This window comes from Kitasatospora sp. NPDC057940 (genome assembly GCF_042887425.1).
Lineage (GTDB): Bacteria > Actinomycetota > Actinomycetes > Streptomycetales > Streptomycetaceae > Kitasatospora.
Genome location: NZ_JBHVPH010000021.1, coordinates 13,225 through 32,632, shown reverse-complemented (window position 1 = coordinate 32,632; position 19,408 = coordinate 13,225). Strand labels below are relative to the sequence as shown.

The following is a 19,408-nucleotide window of genomic DNA, read 5'->3' as shown; positions in this document are numbered from 1 at the left end:
GCGGTCCGTCCGGAACGCTCCGGACGGACCGTCATCGCCGGCCCTCGTCGGCCCGTCGCAGGACGGCGGCGACGACCCGGGCGATCTCGTCGATCGGCCCGGCGTCGGCGAGGTCCAGGTGCCGGGCGGCGAGCGGGTGGTCGGCCACCGGCCCGGTGGCGTGGGCGGACCAGACGGCCACCGTGTCCTGCGGCCGGTGGTCGCCGGTCGCGGTGAAGGTGGTCAGCGCCGCGTCGAGCACCCCCGGCGTCCACGCCGCCATCAGCCCGGCGTGGTAGCGGCAGGAGTCGAGGAACACCGCCAGCTCGTCCTCGTCGCGCGGCGCGGCCTCGCGCAGCGCCACGGCCAGCCGGTCGAGCAGCTCCGAGGGCTTGGGCCGCCACTGCTCCGTGAGGACGGCCGCCACCTCGGCGGCGGGCGCGCCCGTCGCCGTCAGCAGCTCGGCCAGCACGTCGGTGTCGGTGACCTCCCCGGCGCCCGGCGGCGCCGGATGGCTGTCCAGCAGGGCGACCAGGTCGACCTGCTCGCGCTGCTCGCGCAGCAGCACGCCGATCTGGTGCGCGACCAGCCCGCCGAAGGACCAGCCGAGCACCCGGTAGGGGCCGTGCGGCTGGACGGCGCGCATCCGCGCCAGGTACTCCCGCGCCAGGCCGTCCACGTCGGCCGGCCGCTCCCCGCCGCCGACCGGGCCGATGCCCTGGAAGGCGTAGACCGGCTGGTCCGGGTCGAGCCCGCGCAGCAGGCCGATGAAGCCGAGGCCGTCGCCCGTCACCGGGTGGACGCAGAACAGCGGTGCCCGGCCGCCCGCGGCCCGCAGCGCCAGCAGCGGTTCGAAGCGGGCGTCGGCGCGCCCGGGCCGCTGCCCGGTCAGCCGCTGCGCCAGCGCGGCCGGGGTCGGCGCCTCGAACAGCGCCTTCACGGGCAGGTCGACGCCGAACTCCGCGTGGATGCGCTCGACCAGCCGGATCAGCAGCAGCGAGTGGCCGCCGAGCAGGAAGAAGTCGTCCTCCGGGCCGACCTCGGGCACGCCCAGCAGCTCGGCGAAGACCGCGACCAGCGTGCGTTCGGCCGGCGTGCGCGGCTCCCGGGCCCGGCTCTCGACGTGGGTCTGCGGCTCGGGCAGCGCCCGGCGGTCCAGCTTGCCGTTGGCCGTCACCGGCAGCGCGCCGAGCAGCACGTAGGCGGTGGGCACCATGTGGTCGGGCAGCCGGCCGCGCAGGTGGGCGCGCAGCGCGGCGGCCGTGGGCGGCTGCGCGGAGCCGTCCGGCACCACGTAGGCGACCAGCCGGGCGGTGCCGGTCCGGTCCTCGCGCACGGTGACGGCGCAGGCCGTGACCGCCGGGTGCTCGCCGAGCCGGGTCTCGATCTCGCCGAGCTCGATCCGGTGGCCGCGCAGCTTCACCTGGCTGTCCACCCGGCCCAGGTACTCCACCACGCCGTCGGGGCGGTGGCGGGCCAGGTCGCCGGTGCGGTACATCCGGGTGCCCGGCGCGCCGTGCGGGTCGGCGACGAAGCGTTCGGCGGTGAGCGCCGAGCGGCCGAGGTAGCCGTACGCGAGCTGCTCGCCGGTCAGGTAGAGCTCGCCCGGCACGCCCGGCGGGACGGGGTTGAGGGCGGTGTCCAGCACGTAGGCGCCGGAGTTCCAGACCGGCCGCCCGATCGGCACCGGGTTCGCCTGCTCGTCCGCCGGGCCGCACTCCCAGGCCGTCACCTCCACGGCGGCCTCGGTGGGCCCGTAGAGGTTGTCCAGCCGGGCGCCCGGGAGCACCTGCCGGAACCGGCGCACGGTGGCCGCGGGCAGCGCCTCGCCGCTGGCCACCACCAGGCGCAGCCCGGTGCACTCGGCGGCCCGCGGGTGCTGGAGGAAGACGTCCAGCATGGACGGCACGAACTGGGCGACGCTCACGCCCTCGCGCCGGATCAGCTCCGCCAGGTAGGCCGGGTCGCGGTGCCCGTCGGGCTTCGCCAGCACCAGGGTGGCGCCGGTGGTCAGCGGCCAGAAGAACTCCCACAGCGAGATGTCGAAGCTGGCCGAGGTCTTCTGCAGCACGCCGTCCCGGGCGCCGAGCGGGTACTCCCCCTGGCCCCAGCGCAGCCGGTTGGCGATGGCGTGGTGCGGGACGAGCACGCCCTTGGGCCGCCCGGTCGAACCCGAGGTGTAGATCACGTAGGCCGGGTCGCCGGGGCCGGGGGCGGTCGGCGTGACGCCCTCGGGCGCCGGCAGGTCCTCCGGCGACAGGCACGGCACGCCCTCGGCGGGGCGCAGCGCGGCGGCCTGCTCCGGGGCGGCGATCACCGCGGCCGGGCGGGCGTCCGCCAGCATGTACGCGAGCCGGTCGGCCGGGTAGTCCGGGTCCAGCGGCAGGTAGGCGCCGCCGGCGCGGTGGACGGCGCACAGCGCCACCACGAGCTCCACCGAGCGGGGCACGGCCACCGCGACCCGGCTGCCGGGGCGGACGCCGACCGCGGCGAGCCGGCGGGCCAGCGCGTCGATCCGGCGGTCCAGCTCGGCCGGGCCGAGCGCCTGTCCCTCGAACACCAGGGCGGGGGTGTCGGACGGCGCGGCGAGCCCTGCCGACACCAGGGCGGCCAGCGTGGTCGGCGCCAGCTCCCGCCGCTCGCCGGCGGAGCGCTCCAGCAGTCGCGGTCGCTCGCCCTCGGCGGACAGTTCGAGCCGGGAGATCGGCCGCTCGGGATCGGCCGCGGCCGCGCCGAGCAGCCGCGTCAGGCAGCCGGCGATCGCCTCGACCGTGGCCCGGTCGAACAGGTCGGCGCGGTACTCGACGGCGCCGGTCAGCTCGTCGTCCGGGCCGACGGGCGCGCCCAGGGTGACAGTGAGGTCGAACTTGGCCGGCGCCGGGCCGGCGGTGAACAGCTCGCTGTCGAGGCCGGGGATCTCCACGGCGGAGCCCGCCTGCTCCATCACCAGGGCGACCTGGAAGAGCGGATGGCGGCCGGGGGAGCGCTCCGGGTTGACCAGCTCGACGATCCGCTCGAACGGCAGGTCCTGGTGGGCGTAGGCGGCGAGGTCGGCGTCCTTGACGCGGCGCAGCAGCTCCCGGAAGCCCGGGTCCCCGTCGGTGTCGGTGCGCAGCACCAGCGTGTTGACGAAGAAGCCGACCAGGTCGTCCAGGGCCTCGTCGGTGCGCCCGGCGACCGGGGTGCCGATCGGCAGGTCGGTGCCCGCGCCGAGGCGGGTGAGCAGCGCCGCCAGACCGGCCTGGACGGCCATGAAGAGGCTGGCGCCGTCGGCCCGGGCGAGCTCCGCCAGGGCGCGGTGGTCCGCGCCGCTCAGCCGCAGCGGCACCCGGCCGGCCTGCTGGCCGGTCTCGGCGGTGCGCCGCCGGTCCACCGGCAGCGCGATCTCCTCGGGCAGGCCGGCCAGCGCCCCGCTCCAGTACTGCCACTGCCGGGCGGCGGTGCTGCCCGGGTCCTGGTCGTCCCCGAGCAGGGCGAGCTGCCACTGGGTGTAGTCGGCGTACTGGACGGGCAGGGCGCTCCACTCGGGGGCCCGGCCGGCCGTTCGGGCCTGGTAGGCGGCGCCCAGGTCGCGGGCGAGCGGGCCCATCGACCAGCCGTCGCAGGCGATGTGGTGGACCGTCAGCAGCAGGACGTGCCGCTCGGGGGCGAGGGCGAAGAGGTGGGCGCGCAGCGGCGGCTCCGACGCGAGGTCGAAGGGCTGGGCGGCGGCGGTGCGCAGGGCCTCGGCCAGGCCCTCCTCGGTCACCGGGGCGGTCCCGGAGTGCCGCAGCAGCGGCGGGAGCTGCTCCGGGGCGAGGATCCGCTGGTGGGGGGCCGCGTCCCCACCGCGGGGGAGCGGGAAGACGGTGCGCAGGGCCTCGTGGCGCACGGCGCAGTCGTGCAGCGCGGCGGCGAGGGCGTCCACGTCCAGGGCGCCGGTCAGGCGCAGGGCCAGCGGGATGTGGTACGCGTCGCTGTGCGGGTCCAGCTGCTGGAGGAACCAGAGCCGGCGCTGGGCGTGCGAGAGCGGGATCCGCTCGGGGCGGGCGGCGGCGGTCAGCGCCGGGCGACATCGCCCGGCGTCCACCGCGCGGGCGAGCCCGGCGGCCGTCGGGCTCTCGAAGACCGCCCGGATGGGCAGTTCGGTCCCCAGGGCGGTGCGCACCCGGCTGACCAGCCGGGTGGCGAGCAGGGAGTGGCCGCCGAGCGCGAAGAAGTCGTCGTCGGGGCCGACCTCGGCCACGCCGAGGACCTCGGCGAGCAGCGCGCACAGCGCGGCCTCGCGGGCGTCCCGGGGGGCCCGGGAGCGGCCGGTGGCGGCCCGCAGCTCGGGCTCGGGCAGAGCGGAACCGTCCAGCTTCCCGCTGGAGTTGAGCGGGAGCCGGGCCAGGACGGCGTAGGCCGCCGGGATCATGTAGTCGGGCAGCTGCCCGGCCAGCAGCTCGCGCACCTCGGCGAGGTCGGGGGCGTTCCCGTCCTCGGTCACCAGGTAGGCGGCGAGGTGGCGCTCCTCGGCGCCGGCGCCCCGGGCCAGGACGGCGGCCTGCACGATCGCGGGGTGGCGGAGCAGCACCGCCTCGATCTCGCCGGGCTCGATCCGGAAGCCGCGGATCTTGATCTGCCCGTCGGCCCGGCCGAGGTACTCCACCTGGCCGTCGCGGCGCATCCGGGCGAGGTCTCCGGTGCGGTACATCCGGGCGCCGGGCGGGCCGTACGGGTCGGCGACGAAGCGCTCGGCGGTCAGGGCGGGGCGGCGCAGGTAGCCGCGGGCCAGGTGCGGCCCGGACAGGTAGAGCTCGCCGGGCACGCCGAGCGGGACGGGGCGCAGCAGGTCGTCCAGCAGGTACGCCCGGGTGTTGTCGAGCGGGCGGCCGATGACGGGGGTGCGGCTGTCGGCCAGGGAGCAGGCGAGCGCGTCGACGGTGCACTCGGTCGGGCCGTAGTAGTTGAACACCGCGACGTCCGGCAGGGCGGAGAGCTCGGTCCACAGCGCCGGCCCGACGGCCTCGCCGCCCAGCATCAGCACGGCCGGGCGGTGGTGGCCCTCGGCGAACAGGCCGGCGGCGGTGAGCGCCGGGACGTACGTCGGGGTGAGGTCCAGGAAGTCGAGGCGCTCCCGGCGGACGTAGCCGACCAGGGCCTGCGGGTCGAGCCGGACCTCGTCGCTCAGCAGGTGCAGCGGGTGGCCCTCCAGCAGCCAGAACAGCGGCTCCCAGGCGGTGTCGAAGGTGATCGAGGCGACCAGGCCGAGCTGGAGGCGCCGGCCCTGCGGGCCGCCGGACGGGCGGACCATGCGGGTGCGGTGGTGGTGCATCAGGCTGCTGAGGCCGCCGTGCGGGATCACCACGCCCTTGGGCACCCCGGTCGAGCCGGAGGTGTGGATGACGTAGGCCGGGTCGTCCGGACCGGTGGGGCCGGTGCGGTCGGCGTCCGTCAGGTTCCCGCCGGGGTGGGCGGCGACGGCGGCCCGCGCCCCGGGCTCGTCCAGCACCAGGACGGGCGCGCCGTCCGGCAGCCGGCCGGCGTCGGCGGCCGTCGCGAGCACGCAGACCGGGGCGGCGTCGGCGAGGATGCCGGCCAGCCGCTCGCGCGGCACGGCGGGGCTGACCGGTATGTAGGCGGCGCCCGACTTGAGGACGGCGAGCAGCGCGATCAGCAGGTCGGTGGTGCGCGGCAGCGCCAGGACGACGTAGCGCTCGGGGCCGGCGCCGCGCCGCACGAGCTCCCGGGCGAGCCGGTTGGCGCGCTCGTTGACCTCGGCGAAGGTGAACCGGCCGTCCTCGGCGACGAGGGCGGTGACCTCGCCCTCCAGGGCGGCGCGCTGCTCGAAGGCGCCGTGGTACGTCTCCGCGGCGGCGTGCGGCATTGCGGGGGCGGGCAGGGCGGGCCCGTGGGCACGCTCGAACAGGTCGATCCGCTCCTCGGCGCCGAGCAGGTCGTACGCGCCGATCCGCTGGTCCGGGTCGGTGGCGGCCGCGGCGAGCAGCCGGCCGAGCCGGGCGGTCAGGGCCTCGGCGCCCGCGCGGGTGAACAGGTCGGTGCTGTACTCGACGAAGCAGCCGAGCCCGGCCGGGGCGCCGTCGGCGTCGTGCACCTCGCGCATGTTGAAGGACAGGTCGAACTTGGCTCCGCCCGGGCCCGCCTCGGTGATCTCGGTCTCGATGCCGGGCAGTGTGAGGGAGGCCTCGGGGGTGTTCTGGAAGGCCAGCATCACCTGGAACAGCGGGTGCCAGCCCAGCGAGCGGTGCGGGTTGAGCGCGGTGATCAGCCGCTCGAACGGGAACTCCTGGTGGGCGAAGCCCTGGAGGTCGGTGCGGCGCACCCGCTTGAGCAGCTCGCGGAAGGTCGGGTCACCGGAGGTGTCCAGGCGCAGGACCAGCGGGTTGACGAAGTAGCCGACCACGTCGTCGTAGCGCTCGTCGGTGCGGCCCGCGATCGGGCTGGCGATCGGGATGTCCGTACCGGCCCCCGACCGGGTCAGCACCGTCGCCAGCGCCGCCTGGAGCACCATGAACATGCTGACCCGGCAGGAGCGGGACAGCGCCAGCAGCTCGCGGTGCAGCTCGGCCGGGAGGTCCCACGGGAAGTACTCGCCCCGGTGCGACATCGCCGCCGGGCGGGGGTGGTCGGTGGGCAGCTCCAGGAAGTCCGGCAGGCCAGCCAACGCCTGGCGCCAGTAGGCGAGTTGGCGACCGCCCTGACCCTGCGGGTCGTCCAGGTCGCCGAGGTTCGCGTGCTGGCGCACGGCGTACTCGGCGTACGTGCCGGGCAGCGGGGACCACACGGGCGCCCGGCCCTGGCTGCGGGCCAGGTAGGCGGTGCTCAGGTCGCGGGCCAGCGGGGCCAGCGACCAGCCGTCGCCGGCGATGTGGTGCAGCACCATCAGCACCACGTGCTGCTGCGGGCCGAGCACGAACAGCTGCACCCGCAGCGGGGCCTCGGACTCCAGGTCGAAGACGTGCCCGGCCCCGGCCTCGATCAGGGCGGGCAGCTCCTCCTCGGTGACGGGCACCACGGTGAGGACCGGCGGCAGCTCGGCCATCGCCAGCACGTGCTGGCGCGGCACGCCGTCGCGCTCGGGGAAGACGGTGCGCAGGGCCGCGTGCCGCTCCACCACGTCGGCGAGGGCGGACCGCAGCGCCTCGTGGTCGACCGGCCCGGTCAGCCGCAGCGCCACCGGGACGTTGTACGAGGCGTCGCCGCCTTGGAGGCGGTCGTTGAACCAGAGCGCCAACTGTGCGTACGACAGCGGTGTCTCCGCGGGCAGGCTGTGTTCGCCCAGCACGGGGCATCCCTCCAGGTGGAACCGCCCCGCCGGCCGGGTGGGTCGGGCGGGCCGGACGGTGGTTTCCGGTGGCTCTTGGCCGTTGTGGGCCCCGGCCGTGGTGAGTCGCGGCCGGGGCGAGTCGCGGCCGTGGTGGGTGACGGGCCGACGGGGGCCGCGGCCGTGGTGAGTTCAGGCCGTTGTGGGCCCGGCCGTGGCGAGTTGCGGGCCATGGTGATGCACGGACCGTGGTGATCCACGGACCGTGGTGATGTGGGGCCGTCGTGATTGACGGACCGTGGTGATTGACGGACCGTGGTGATGTCGTGGGCCGCCGGGCCCCCGGGGCCGTCGCGGGCCCCCGGCCGTGGTGGCCTCCGGGGGTCCTTGTGGGCTCCGGGGCCGCGGGGGTCCGCCGACGTCCCTCGGCGGGGGGACTACCGGCTACCGCGCTGTGCGGGCGGGAGTCACGCGGTCCAGCGGTAGGTCATGTCCGGCTCGTTCTCCTCGTTGCGGCTGCCGTCGTTGGTGTCCACCACGACGAAGCCGTGCCGCTCGTAGAAGGCGCGCGCCTCGGTGTTCTTCTGGAAGACGTGCAGCGAGAGCTCCTGCGGGCTGGCCGACTTGACGGCCTCCAGCAGCACCGTCCCGATGCCGCGGCGACGCGCCTCGGGCCGCAGGTAGAGGTGGTCGAGCAGGTTGCCGTCGAGCGAGGCGAAGCCCAGCACGGCCCCGGTCCCGGCGTCCTCGGCCAGCCACACCCGGGTGTCCGGGAGCACGACGTGGGTGATCCAGCTGAGGGTGGCCTCGTCACTGTGCAGACGGGGCAGGTACGGCATGGTCGCGGTGCGGGAGGCCAGGAAGACCTCGGTGACGACATCGGCGTCCTCGGCTACCGCGGCCCGCAGGCGGACGTTCGCGGTGAGCGGTCCGTCGGACTGCATCCACATCTCCTCGGTCAGGTGCGTGAAGGGGTGGTGGTGCCGCGGGTGACGACCGAAGGAGGAATACGTGATCAGCACCCGTCGCACACCGACGCTACGGTCGCGAACTACGGGTGATGGAGCCGAATTTCCCCCCGGATGGGCCGACATAGTGCGTCCCGGCGGCATTGATCTTCGAGCAACCTAACACCTGGTCATGGACAGGGGAACCCCCGAAAGCAGGTTCCTGACAAGTCGATTCTGCGGTTAGATGATCGCGCGGGCCCGGCCCCCGTGGAGCGAGGATTTCGGCGCACCGGGCGGTGACATTCCCCGACTTCCCTTGTAGCTTCCCCGACGCCGAACTTCCCCTGGCTTCGCCCGACTTCCTCCGCCTTCCCCTCGCCTTCCCCTCGCCTTGCCCTGCACTTCCCCCGCGCATCCCCTGCGCTTCTCCTGCCTTCCCCGACTCCCCGAAAGGAGCGCCCGCGTGGACACTCCTGCCGTCCGAATCAGCGGCGCGGTCAAGACGTTCGGTGCCACCACCGCGGTGGGCGGCCTGGACCTGGAAGTGCCGCCCGGCATGTTCCTGGGCCTGCTCGGGCCCAACGGCGCGGGCAAGTCCACCACCATGCGGATGCTCACCGGGCAGACCCGCGCGGACGCGGGCACCGTGGAGGTGTTCGGGCACCGGATGCCGGAGGACTCCCGCCGCGCCCGCTCCCTGGTCGGCGTCGTCCCGCAGCACGACAACATCGACCCCGAACTGACGGTGCGCCAGAATCTCGACGTCTTCGTCCGGTTCACGGCCCTGCCGCGCGAGCGCTACCGTGAGGCGGTCGACCAGGCGCTGGCCGCCGTCCGGCTGACCGACCGCGCGCACACCCGCGCCGACGCGCTCTCCGGCGGCATGCGCCGACGGGTCCTACTGGCCCGGGGCATCGTCAACAACCCGCGGCTGCTGCTCATGGACGAGCCCACCGTCGGCCTGGACCCGCAGATCCGGCAGGACCTGTGGGACGTCATCGACGGGATGCGCGAGAGCGGCACCACGGTGGTCATGTCGACCCACTACATCGAAGAGGCGGAACGGCTCGCCGACGAGGTGGCCGTGGTGACCGGCGGCCGGGTGATCGCCCGGGGCACCCCCGCCGAACTGCTGCGCGCGCACGCGGGCGCGCAGGCCGCCGAGTACCGGGGCGACGCGGCCCGGCGCGAACTCGTCGAGGCCGAGGCCACCCGGGCCGGACTGCCCAGCCGGCGCACCGGGCCCGCGGTCTCCGTCCTGCGCGCCGAGACGATCTCCGCGGAGCTGCGCGAGCGCCTCGGCCCGCCGGACGTGCTGCGCCCGACCTCCCTGGAGGACGTGTTCGTCGCGCTGACCGGAGAACTGCTCGGCTGAGCCCGGGCCGGCCGCTCCCTCGTCCCCCTCGCTCCCTCGCCTACCGCCCGCCTGCCCGCCCCCACAGAGAGGACACCCGATGACCACGGCGACGCCCATGCCCCGCACCGAGGCCCAGACCGGTCCCGCCCCAGGCCTCCCGCCCGCCCTGTGGCCGACCATGCGGGCGGTGTGGCTGCGCGAACTGCTGCTCTTCCGCCGCTACTGGCCCGCCATCACCTTCGGCTCGCTGATCGAGCCGCTGGTCTACATGACCGGGTTCGGCATCGGCTTCAGCCGGCTGATCGACTCGGTCCAGGGGCACCCGTACCCGCAGTTCGTCGGCGTCGGCATGGTGGTCACCTCGGTGCTCTTCGCCTCGGCCTTCGCCGGGATGTTCGAGAGCTTCAACCGCCGCAAGTACCAGAAGATCTACGACGCCGTCCTGTGCCAGCCCGTCGACGTCTGGGAACTGGTCACGGCCGAGGCGTCCTGGATCGCCGTCAAGTCCTCCGTCTACGGCACCGCGCCACTGCTGGTCTGCCTCGCCATCGGCCTGCCGCCGGGGCCGGAGCTGCTGCTGGTGCCGCTGGTGGCGCTGGTCTCCGGCTTCGCCTTCGCCCTGCTCGGCATGTGGGTGTCCTGCCTGGTGCCGGCGATCGACTGGCTGCGGCTCGTGGTGTCCGGCGTGCTCACCCCGCTGGTGATGGCCGCGGGCGTGTTCTTCCCGCTGGACGGGCTGCCCGACTGGGTCCAGGGGGTGGCGGCCGTCAACCCGATCTACCACTGCACGCAGTTGGTGCGCCACGGCGCCTTCGGAACGATCGGCGCGGGCGACGCCCTGCACGGGGCCGTCCTGGCCGCGTTCGCCGTCCTCGCCTGGTTCCTGGCCGTCCGCGGGATGCGCCGCCGGCTCATCGACTGAACGGCTCCCGGAACCTCCCGGGCCCCGGAGCAACACGAAGACCACGCAGCTCGCAGCTCGTAGCTCGCAGATTGCAGCACGCAGCACGCAGCACGCAGACCGAGGAGAACCACCCCGATGACAGCCCGCGTCGCAAGCCAGCGCCGTTTCCTGATGTGCCGGCCCAGCCACTTCGGCGTCAGCTACTCCATCAACCCCTGGATGCACCCGGAGAAGCCGGTGGACGGCGCGCTCGCGCTCGCCCAGTGGACCAGGCTGCGCGACCTCTACCGCGAACTCGGCCACACCGTCGAGGAGATCGACCCGCTGCCCGGACTACCCGACATGGTCTTCGCGGCCAACGGCGCGACCGTGGTCGACGGGAAGGTCCTGGGCGCTCGCTTCCGCCACGCCGAGCGCACGGCCGAGGGCCCGGCCTACCTGTCCTGGTTCCGCGAGCAGGGCTGGTCCGAACTGCTGTGGCCCGAGCACATCAACGAGGGCGAGGGCGACTACCTGCTGGCCGGCCGTCGGCTGCTGGCCGGCACCGGCTTCCGCACCGACCCGAGGTCGCACGCCGAGGCCCAGGAGTTCTTCGGCGTCCCGGTGACCAGCCTGACCCTGGTCGACCCGGAGTTCTACCACCTGGACACGGCGCTCGCCGTCCTCTCCGACGAAGAGATCATGTACTACCCGCAGGCCTTCACCCCCGGCAGCCGGGCGGTACTGCGCGAACTCTTCCCGGACGCCATCCAGGCGACCGCCGAGGACGCCGCCGTCTTCGGCCTCAACGCGCTCTCCGACGGCCGCCACGTCCTGCTCCCCGAATCGGCCACCCACCTGATCGGCGAACTGCGCCGCCGCGGCTTCGAGCCGATCGGCGTGGACCTCACCGAACTCCTCAAGGCGGGCGGCAGCGTCAAGTGCTGCACCCTGGAACTGCGCGGCCACTGACCACACCGGAAAGCCCACCGGATTTCACCGAGCACGAGAGGACGACGTGGTGACGAACCCCTTCGACGACCCCGACGCCGACTACCTGGTCCTGGTCAACGGCGAGGGCCAGCACTCACTGTGGCCCGCCTTCGCCACCGTGCCCGAGGGCTGGACGACGGTCTTCGGCGCAGCCCGACGCCAGGCCTGCCTCGACCACATCGAGCACACCTGGCCCGACATCCGCCCCCGAACCCTGACCCACGACTGACCGGTAGCCGGCCCCGGCCCTCGCGTATTGGCAGCGGCATCACACATGCGCAAGGTCTCTCGGGTCTGGCATCATGGGCGCCATGATCCAGACCCGAAAGGCCCATGGCGCGTAGGCCGCCCGGCGCCATCCGCTCTCAGCGGTGGCCGGCCCGCAGCGATGCTCCTCCGCCCGCCAGTTCGTCGGCACTTCCCGCCGAACCCGCTCAGCCATCGCGAGAAATGACCGCTGACCTGCTGCCGGGCGGCGTTGTTCTCGACCGGAACGAGACGGACATCGTCGAGCGGGCGCTCTTCATCGCCATCCACCATCGTCTCCCGCCTGAGGATGCCGACCCTTCGGTGGACGCGTGCAGAGCCCTCTTCGACGAGCTCCGTCGCGTCAGGAGGACGGAAACGTCTCCGGCCCCCGATCCTCACCGGCCCGCTGTCGGCACAGTCCGAGCACTGCGGGCTGGGCGGGTGGACCGTGTCCTCTTCTCGGAGACTGCCTGGTCCACCGCCCGGTCGGCCCTCTTGTTGGCCTGTTTCGACGACACCTTGTGTGAGCACGACTTCCAGACCATCGTGGGTTGGCGGCGGAGCGACTTCCATGCCCTCGCGGCGGAGTGCGAGGGCATGGACTCCGAGAGCCTGCGGGCCGAGCTCTTCCGTGCCCGCTCGCTGGAGGACGGCGTGCGGCACGGCAAGTTGCTGACCTTCGCCGTCGACCACATGGGCATGGAGCCGAGCCGCAGGGATGTCGAAGCGGTGGAGCGAACCCTTTCCGCCCTGGCCAGTGCCTGCGACAGGGAGGTGCTGGCCGATCTGGTAGCCAGAACTCGGGCTATGGCCGCGAAAGCCGGGCGACGCACCAGACGCGCGGAATTCGGTCGCCGCGGCCAACGGGCCGTCCGATGAGCGTCGTTGGCCGTGATCTGCGCCGTTGACGACCAGGGGTTGCCGCCATCCTGGTCGTCATCGGCGTCCAGGATGGCGGGGAGGGGCCCTTGGCGGTAGTCGTCCGTACGATGGATCGACTCCAGGGGGGCGTTGAGCATGAAGAGTCCGGTCAGGGAATCGGCGCGGGTGATGTGGGCACACAAGACACTGCTGCTCCTGCCCGGGATCGCCGGGGTGGCGTTGGCCGGTGTGGTCGGGGCGCTCGCCCTGGGAGTGACGGGGCTGTGGTCGGGGGCCGTTGCGGGGGACATCGCGCTGGTGGTGGTCGCGATCCTCGTCGTGGCGGTCTTCGCCACGTTCTTCAACGCGGTGCTGATCGTCGCGGCGGACGACGCGTTGCGGGGGCGGCCGGTCGGGATCGGGGCCGGCTACGGGCGGGCGCTGCGGCGGCTGCCGGCGATCGTGGTGTGGGCACTGGTCGGTGTGGTGGTGATCTTCTTCGGGTCGCTGCTGCTGGTCGGGATCTGGTGGGCGATGGCCTCCTACCTGGTACTGCCGGCGATGATGATCGACGGCGTCGGGGTCCGTGAGGCGATGCGGACGTCCCGGCGGGCGTTCCGGGCCCACGGTGGGGACAGTGGGCGCAGTTCGACCTGGATCGCTCTGCCCGTCTCGCTGTCCTTCTTTCCGTCGGTGGCGGTCTTCGGTGTGGGCCTCACGGCGGCCGACCGGGTCTCCGGGGTGCTGGCCATGGCGGGCGCGGCCCTGTGGCTGGCGGTCGCCGTGACGGTGACGGCGAGCCTGTCCGGGGTGTTCCGGGTGCGCCAGTACCGCGAGTTGACGGGGCGACCGGCCCCGGCGCCCACGCTTCCTGCGCTGCACGTTTCGCCGGTGGAGTAGCGCGGGTGGTCGTCGGCCGTCGACCACCCGCGCCCTCGCGCTCACCGGGGTGACGGCGTCGAATGACGCACGGGCTCGGCCGGTGCTACTTGGAGTCGACCCGGCCGAGCGGGTCGGCTTCGGCCGCCAGCGCGTCGCATGCCGTCTGCCAGGCGGGGTCGCCGGGGTGGAGCGCGGTGCGCAGGTAGGCCCAGGTGAGCCGTTGGAGCAGCGCGACCCGTGCGGGGTTCTCGTCCGTGGTCTCGGCGACGTCGTATCCGGAGATCCCGCCGAGCCCGTGCTCCGCGTCGAACAGGGTGAGCAGCGACTTGGGGCCGGGGGAGAGGGTGTACGGATCGGTGTGCCAGCCCGGGCCCCGGACCGTCAGGTGGGCGGAGGCGTCCTTGTCCCCGGCGACCACGAGTGCGGGCGTCGTCATCCGGGAGAAGTCCGGGGTCGAGAGGAAGGGGTAGTTCTCGGCCACCTGCGGGGTGAGGGCGTCGCCGCCCCTGCCGGGTGCGGCCAGGAGGACGCCCGCCGTGATCCGGGGCTCGACCAGATGCACGGTTGTCCCGTCGTCGGGGTCGGTGAGGCGGGCGCCGAGCAGCAGGCTCGCGGTGTGCCCGCCCATCGAGTGCCCGGCGACGGCGACCCTGCCGTGGTCCAGGCGTCCGAGGAGCTGGGGGACGGCGGCCTCGATCGCGTCGAGCCGGTCGAGGATGTGCGTCATGTCCTCGGCCCGGGACCGCCAGTACATGGGTGCCCCGGGGGTGTCGGGGGCGAGGTCCAGCGTCGTCGAGCTGAGGTGGGTGGGCTGGATGACGGCGAAGCCGTGCGCGGCCCAGAAGTTGACGAGGGGGGCGTAGCCGTTCAGCGAGGAGAGGTTGTTCGAGTGGCCCTGGCCGTGGGAGAGGAGGACGACCGGCAGGTCGCTCCCGGTCAGCGGGGCGGAGACCCGCACCTCCAGGTCCACGGCCCGGCCGGGCACCGGCAGGACGACCGGACTGACGGAGAGGACGGGGACGGGGGCGGGCGGGCCGAAGGTGTCGGCCGGGTGCGTCGATTCGCTCATGGTGCGCATGTCCCTTCAGGGGCCTCTCCCGGCCGGGCCTGAGCGGCCGGCGGCGGGCGAGGCGGTCGGGAGCGTCCGGTTTCGGCTATGCTGAAACCGGAACCTTGTTCCACTTACTATACGGAACGTTGTTCCGCTTAGTCAACGGTCGGTGGTCGACGGCCAACGGCTGTCGGAAGGAGAGCATCGTGTCCACTGCGGGCCAGTCCGGGCAGACCCGGCCAGGGGAGACCCCGCCCGAGGAAGCGCCGACCAGGGGAAGGCGGGCCGACGCGCAGCGCAACCGGCAGACACTGCTGGCCGCCGCCGCCGAGGTGTTCGTCTCCTCCGGCGTCGACGCGCCGATCCGCGAGATCGCGGCCAGGGCGGGCGTCGGAACGGGAACGATCTACCGCCACTTCCCGACCCGCGCGGATCTCGTCGTCGCCGTCTACCGCCACCAGGTCGAGGCCTGCGCCGAAGCCGGCCCGGCGCTGCTGGCCGAGGCCGACTCCCCGCTCGCGGCACTTCGCCAATGGGTCGACCTCTTCGTCGACTTCCTGGTCACCAAACACGGACTCGCCAACGCGCTGCAGTCGGACGGCAGCGGCTTCGACGCGCTGCACGCCTACTTCCTCGACCGCCTGGTGCCCGTCTGCGCCCAACTGCTCGCCGCCGCGGCCGAGGCCGACGAGATCAGGCCCGGAACCCAGGCCTACGAACTGATGCGCGGCATCGGCAATCTCTGCGCCGGCCGCGACGGCGACCCCCGCTACGACCCCCGCCGCCTGGTCGACCTGCTCCTCCACGGCCTCCAGCGCCCCCCGTCGTCCTGACGCGCGAGGGCCCTCCGAAACCGCGAGCTCCCCGGCTCAGCCCGTCTTGGCCGGCATGGCGTGGATGGCCCCGATCACGACGCCGGGGCGGTCGAGCGGCACATCGTGTGAGCCGTTGTCGGCCACGACCAGATCGCGGTCGGCGGCGGAGTGAGCGAACGCCGCCTGAGCGTCGCGCCAGAGCCCGGCATCCTGCGGCGAGGCCTCGAACGGCCTCGCGCACCGCGATCAGCCGCCACGGCGGCGGCGGGCGCCTACACTTCGCCTGGGCCACCGGCGGCCCACCACTGCACGCGCGCTTCCGCGCCACCGCCGACAACCCGCAACGGACCAAGGAGACCAGGTGATCGAGGTGCGGCCCAGCCAGCAGATGCAGTCCCTCGGCGTCGTCCAACAGGGCGCCCCCATCCTCAACCGTCCGGCCGAGCCCTTCGACCTCCCGGTCGAACGCGCCGCAGCCCAGGCCGTCATCGACGAACTGTTCACCGCCGTCGACCGGATCGGCCGCGTCCACTCCTTCGCCAAGGGGATGGGCCTCGCCGCCCCGCAGATCGGCATCCCCCGCGCCGCCGCCCTCGTCCTGCCCCCGACCGCCGGCGCGGACCCGATCATCCTGCTCAACCCGAAGGTCACCGCCGTGTCCGACGAGACCGACGAACAGTACGAGGGCTGCCTCAGCTTCTTCGACGTCCGCGGCATGGTCACCCGCCCCCTCCGCATGGACGTCACCGCCACCACCCTCGACGGCGCCATCACCACCGCCACCTACGAGTTCGGCCTCGCCCGCCTCATCGCCCACGAGGTCGACCACCTCGACGGCCTGCTCTACATCGACCGCATGCGCCCCGACGTCCACCCGATCCCGGTCGAGGAGTACCGGGGTACCGGTTCGACCTGGACCTACTGACATCCGGAGGTATGTCACTCCACGCAGTGTGGCTAGCGCGGGATTTGGCTCAGACCAGTAGATCTGGCGCAGCACCGGCACATGTGCGGGTGGCCGACCATCAGGCCGCGTCTGGCAGGCGACGGGCTGCGCGGCGTGGTCGCCGGCCCTCCCCGGCCGTGACCGCAGCGAACCCCTCACGGACCGGCTCGAACCTTTCGGCCACCGTGCCCAGCACCACGTTCTCGTCCATCGGCGCTTCCTCCCGGCTCGGTCACGACAGGGACGTCGACGGGTGGCGCCAGCGGTCCTGGCTCGCGCACCTCGCGCCGGACCTGCACGACCACGCACCTCACGGCCGCGCACCGCACGGCGATGGCCGGCCGCGTTGAGATGGTCCGGCGGAGTGACTATCTTCGTGAGGTGAGTGAACGTGTGATGCAAGAGCCCACCCTGATGGTGCTGACGGCCCTCGCCGACGCGCCCCGGCACGGATACGCCATCGCGCAGGAGGTCAAGGTGATGACCGGTGGCCGGGTCGCGCTGCGCACGGGGGCGCTGTACGGGGCCCTGGACCGGCTGCTGGCCGACGGACTGATCGACATCGACCGCGAGGAGATCGTCGACGGCCGGGCCCGGCGGATCTTCACCCTGTCCCCGGCGGGGCGGGAGCGGCTCGCGGTGGAGGCCGAGCGTCTGGCCGCGGCGGCGAAGGAGGCCACCCGCCGCCTGTCCGTCGCGAAGCCGCCGGCGGCCTCCGCATGATCGAGCGCGTCCTGCGGCTCTATCCCGCCGCCTACCGCCGGGCCCACGGCGGGGAGATCGTGGCGACCTTCCGCGAGATGACCGCGGGCGAGCCGCTGGGCTCGCGGCTGCGGGAGGGCGCGGGTCTGGCGGCGCACGCGATGAGGATGCGGATGGGGCTGGGCACGGCCGCTCCCGTCGCGAAGGTCCTCGCGCTGGCGTACCCCTTCGCGCTGGCCGCCGCGGGCGCCGCCGGCGGCCTGCACCTGCTGACCTGGTACGCCGGCGTCGTGTCCTCGCCCGTCCCGTTGGGGGTGCGACTCGGAACCGACCTGTCGGGGGCGTGGGGCGCGCTGCTCGTCTCGTCGCTGGTCGTGGTCGCGGGGTCGGTGGCGGCGCTGACCGGCCGGTGGCGCCTCGGGGTGCCCTGCACGGTGGCCGGGCTGCTCTCCTTCGCGGCGGCCGCGGTGGTCAGCGGGCGGGCGTTCGGTGACCCGGTGGTCACCCCGGCCGCGATGGTCCTGGCGGCGGCCGTGCTGCTCGCCTGCCCGCAGGACCGGCGGACGGAGGGCGTCGCGGCGGGGCGCGCGGGCGCGGCCGCCGCCGTGGTCGCGCTCGTGGTCGTGCCCCGGGCGGCCATCGCCTCGCACGGGGTGCCGTGGGTCAGCACCGACTACGGGTGCTGGCCGCTGGTCGTCCTCGCCGCGACCGGTGTCGCGCTGACCTGGTCCAGCGGATCGTGGGGCGGCCGCGAGCTGGCGGCGATGGCCCTGGCCTCCCCGCCGTTGCTCGCCCAGGCCTACACGGTGGCGTGGGGGGAGGCGGCTGTCGTCGCGTGCCTGGCGGCCGCGTTGCCGGCCACCGCGGTGGCCGCCGGGCTCGCCGGTCGTCTGAAGCGAGGCGGCCGCATCCTCCGCTGAATTGCCCGCTGCGGCTGGTGAACTCGATCGGGTGATGTCGGAGCCGATTTCTTCGGAATGGCTGGGGCGCTGGCTCACCTTCCGCCCAGGAACAGATGCTTCAGGCAGCAAGAGGGCCCAGCCGCAACCAGCGGCTGGGCCCTCTTCGCATCCTCGTTCAGCCTGGCTGCGAGCTGCTTGACGTCGGGTGCGAGGCGTCCGGCCCACGGGTCGGATCGACGTCGGCCGGGATGCGCGGTGCGTCGAGCGGATGGTCGCCGTACGGGTCGGGCGAGCGGGTCAGCTCTTCCCGTCCTCGGCCCAGGTGATGTCCATCTGGTCGATGAAGTAGCGGCCGTCGAAGCAGAGGAAGACCTTGGACGTGGTGTCGTTGTCCGCGATCCAGGTCTTGTTCCACTGGATGACGGTGCCGGCGCCGTCGCGCTTGGGGAAGTAGAGGCCCTCGCGGCGCTCGGGCTGGTTGTAGAAGCCGTATCCGTTGGGCAGCCGGTACGGCGTCCGGAAGATGGCGCCGCTGCCGCCGATGCGGTCGAAGAGCGCGGCGGGGAAGTTGGTGCGGGCGACGAGTTTCGGCGGGACGTAGTGGACGTCCACCTCCCCGGAGTCCACGTAGCGGGCGGGCTCCCCCTTCAGCCGGTGGAAGGCCCTGCGCACGGCGCCCGCCGTGTCGTAGCTGTCCGTGAAGGTCACGAGACTTCCCTCCCGGCCCTCCTGGTACCAGTCGCCCTGGGAGTACTGGTCGAAGTCGAAGGCCTCGATGCGGGTGCCCGGGGTGAGGAGTTCGCCGGGGACCTCCCGGAAGCTGGTCTCATCGAAGATCTGCTCGATGGTCCGCACGTGCTTCTCGAAGCGGCGGGCCGGTACTCGGACCCGTCCCGTCCCCACCGGGAGGTCGGTGGCCTTCGGTGCGGGAGTGGGGGCGGGCGCAGGCGGCGGGACGGGCGCGGGCGCCCAGGCGGTGCAGGACCGGTCCTCGGCCCCGGCGCCCTTCTCCAGGATCAGCGGCCCGCCCGGCCGCTCGGCGGCTGGGTCGGCCAGGCCGAGGAGGCAGTTGGAGGAGTCGTGGAGGGCCATCAGCCGACCGGTGTCGCGCTGGACGAAGGCCCGCCACGCCTGGCGCCAGTACGAGGAATCGCTGCCGGTGTCGGGGAACTTGGGCCGCAGGGTGACCGTGGCGCCCCGGCTCGATTCCTCGGCGGTCAGGTAGAGGCCGGTGGCGGCGTGCCGGATCCGGTGGTTGATCACCCGGAACCGCTCGGCCACCCACTGCTCGCCGTCGCCGCCGGTCTCCGGCCCGAGCACCACGGGGGTGCCCTCCGGGCTCCCCGCCGGGGCGCCCGCCACCAGGCCGGGAATGCGGTGCAGGCGCAGGACGAAGGTCTCGGTGGGCCAGTCGACCAGCATCGTGAACATCCTTTCGGTAGTCGAATATGACATGACGTCACAACATGATCACCTGATCGGGTGGGGGTGCGCCATGGCGCACGGCACACCGTGGGCGTCTCGGCAGGAGGCTGCGCTCCGACACCCATCGAAGGCTCCTTCGGACAACCTGTCCGCGCGTGCTCTCACCG

General features: G+C 73.7%; 14 protein-coding genes and 1 pseudogene. 10 read left to right on the top strand and 5 right to left on the bottom strand.

Features of this window, described 5'->3' with window-relative positions:
* Nucleotides 1-31: 31 nt before the first annotated feature.
* Complete coding sequence (locus ACFVTF_RS27195) at nucleotides 32-7,246, bottom strand: amino acid adenylation domain-containing protein (RefSeq protein WP_387817068.1); 7,215 nt, start codon at nucleotides 7,244-7,246, stop codon at nucleotides 32-34.
* A 446-nt stretch (nucleotides 7,247-7,692) separates the two neighbouring features.
* Nucleotides 7,693-8,169, bottom strand: coding sequence for a GNAT family N-acetyltransferase (locus ACFVTF_RS27190; RefSeq protein WP_331745471.1), 477 nt, complete (start codon nucleotides 8,167-8,169; stop codon nucleotides 7,693-7,695).
* A gap of 469 nt (nucleotides 8,170-8,638) precedes the next feature.
* On the opposite strand from ACFVTF_RS27190, the gene ACFVTF_RS27185 reads away from it, so the two are divergent.
* The 6 genes and pseudogenes from ACFVTF_RS27185 (at nucleotide 8,639) to ACFVTF_RS27160 (ending at nucleotide 13,418) form a co-directional block, all read left to right on the top strand.
* A complete protein-coding gene (locus ACFVTF_RS27185) occupies nucleotides 8,639-9,550 on the top strand; it encodes an ABC transporter ATP-binding protein (protein WP_387817067.1) in 912 nt (303 codons plus the stop codon).
* Between the two features lie 79 nt (nucleotides 9,551-9,629).
* Entirely contained in the window at nucleotides 9,630-10,454 is an 825-nt protein-coding gene (locus tag ACFVTF_RS27180) for an ABC transporter permease (RefSeq protein WP_387817066.1), read from the top strand.
* A 105-nt stretch (nucleotides 10,455-10,559) separates the two neighbouring features.
* Nucleotides 10,560-11,387: pseudogene (ddaH, locus tag ACFVTF_RS27175) on the top strand (dimethylargininase); the annotation flags it as partial.
* A gap of 49 nt (nucleotides 11,388-11,436) precedes the next feature.
* The gene (locus ACFVTF_RS27170) at nucleotides 11,437-11,637 is read left to right on the top strand and encodes an MbtH family protein (protein WP_331744753.1); all 201 of its coding nucleotides are present in this window, start codon (nucleotides 11,437-11,439) and stop codon (nucleotides 11,635-11,637) included.
* Nucleotides 11,638-11,858: 221 nt separating this feature from the next.
* Complete coding sequence (locus ACFVTF_RS27165; protein WP_387817065.1) at nucleotides 11,859-12,536, top strand: hypothetical protein; 678 nt, start codon at nucleotides 11,859-11,861, stop codon at nucleotides 12,534-12,536.
* 171 nt (nucleotides 12,537-12,707) lie between these two features.
* On the top strand, nucleotides 12,708-13,418 hold the full coding sequence (locus tag ACFVTF_RS27160; protein WP_387817064.1) for a hypothetical protein: 711 nt from the start codon (nucleotides 12,708-12,710) through the stop codon (nucleotides 13,416-13,418).
* Between the two features lie 85 nt (nucleotides 13,419-13,503).
* On the opposite strand, the gene ACFVTF_RS27155 is transcribed toward ACFVTF_RS27160, so the two are convergent.
* Nucleotides 13,504-14,469 (bottom strand): alpha/beta hydrolase family protein, encoded by a 966-nt coding sequence (locus tag ACFVTF_RS27155; RefSeq protein WP_387817063.1) that lies wholly within the window; start codon nucleotides 14,467-14,469, stop codon nucleotides 13,504-13,506.
* Nucleotides 14,470-14,762: 293 nt separating this feature from the next.
* Between ACFVTF_RS27155 and ACFVTF_RS27150 the strand changes: the two genes are divergently transcribed.
* Nucleotides 14,763-15,284: a TetR/AcrR family transcriptional regulator gene (locus tag ACFVTF_RS27150; RefSeq protein WP_387817145.1), complete on the top strand. Its 522-nt coding sequence runs from the start codon at nucleotides 14,763-14,765 to the stop codon at nucleotides 15,282-15,284.
* A 343-nt stretch (nucleotides 15,285-15,627) separates the two neighbouring features.
* Entirely contained in the window at nucleotides 15,628-16,191 is a 564-nt protein-coding gene (locus ACFVTF_RS27145; protein WP_387817062.1) for a peptide deformylase, read from the top strand.
* Between the two features lie 100 nt (nucleotides 16,192-16,291).
* On the opposite strand, the gene ACFVTF_RS27140 is transcribed toward ACFVTF_RS27145, so the two are convergent.
* Nucleotides 16,292-16,423: a hypothetical protein gene (locus ACFVTF_RS27140; RefSeq protein ID WP_387817061.1), complete on the bottom strand. Its 132-nt coding sequence runs from the start codon at nucleotides 16,421-16,423 to the stop codon at nucleotides 16,292-16,294.
* A 170-nt stretch (nucleotides 16,424-16,593) separates the two neighbouring features.
* Here ACFVTF_RS27140 and ACFVTF_RS27135 point away from each other — a divergent pair, with 170 nt between their 5' ends.
* Together ACFVTF_RS27135 and ACFVTF_RS27130 are read left to right on the top strand one after the other, a co-directional pair.
* On the top strand, nucleotides 16,594-16,935 hold the full coding sequence (locus tag ACFVTF_RS27135) for a PadR family transcriptional regulator (RefSeq protein WP_063352404.1): 342 nt from the start codon (nucleotides 16,594-16,596) through the stop codon (nucleotides 16,933-16,935).
* Entirely contained in the window at nucleotides 16,932-17,834 is a 903-nt protein-coding gene (locus ACFVTF_RS27130; protein ID WP_387817060.1) for a hypothetical protein, read from the top strand. The genes ACFVTF_RS27135 and ACFVTF_RS27130 overlap by 4 nt, the downstream gene beginning before the upstream one ends.
* Nucleotides 17,835-18,113: 279 nt before the next feature.
* Here ACFVTF_RS27130 and ACFVTF_RS27125 read toward each other — a convergent pair whose 3' ends face one another.
* Entirely contained in the window at nucleotides 18,114-19,238 is a 1,125-nt protein-coding gene (locus tag ACFVTF_RS27125) for an RICIN domain-containing protein (RefSeq protein WP_387817059.1), read from the bottom strand.
* Between the last annotated feature and the right edge of the window lie 170 nt (nucleotides 19,239-19,408).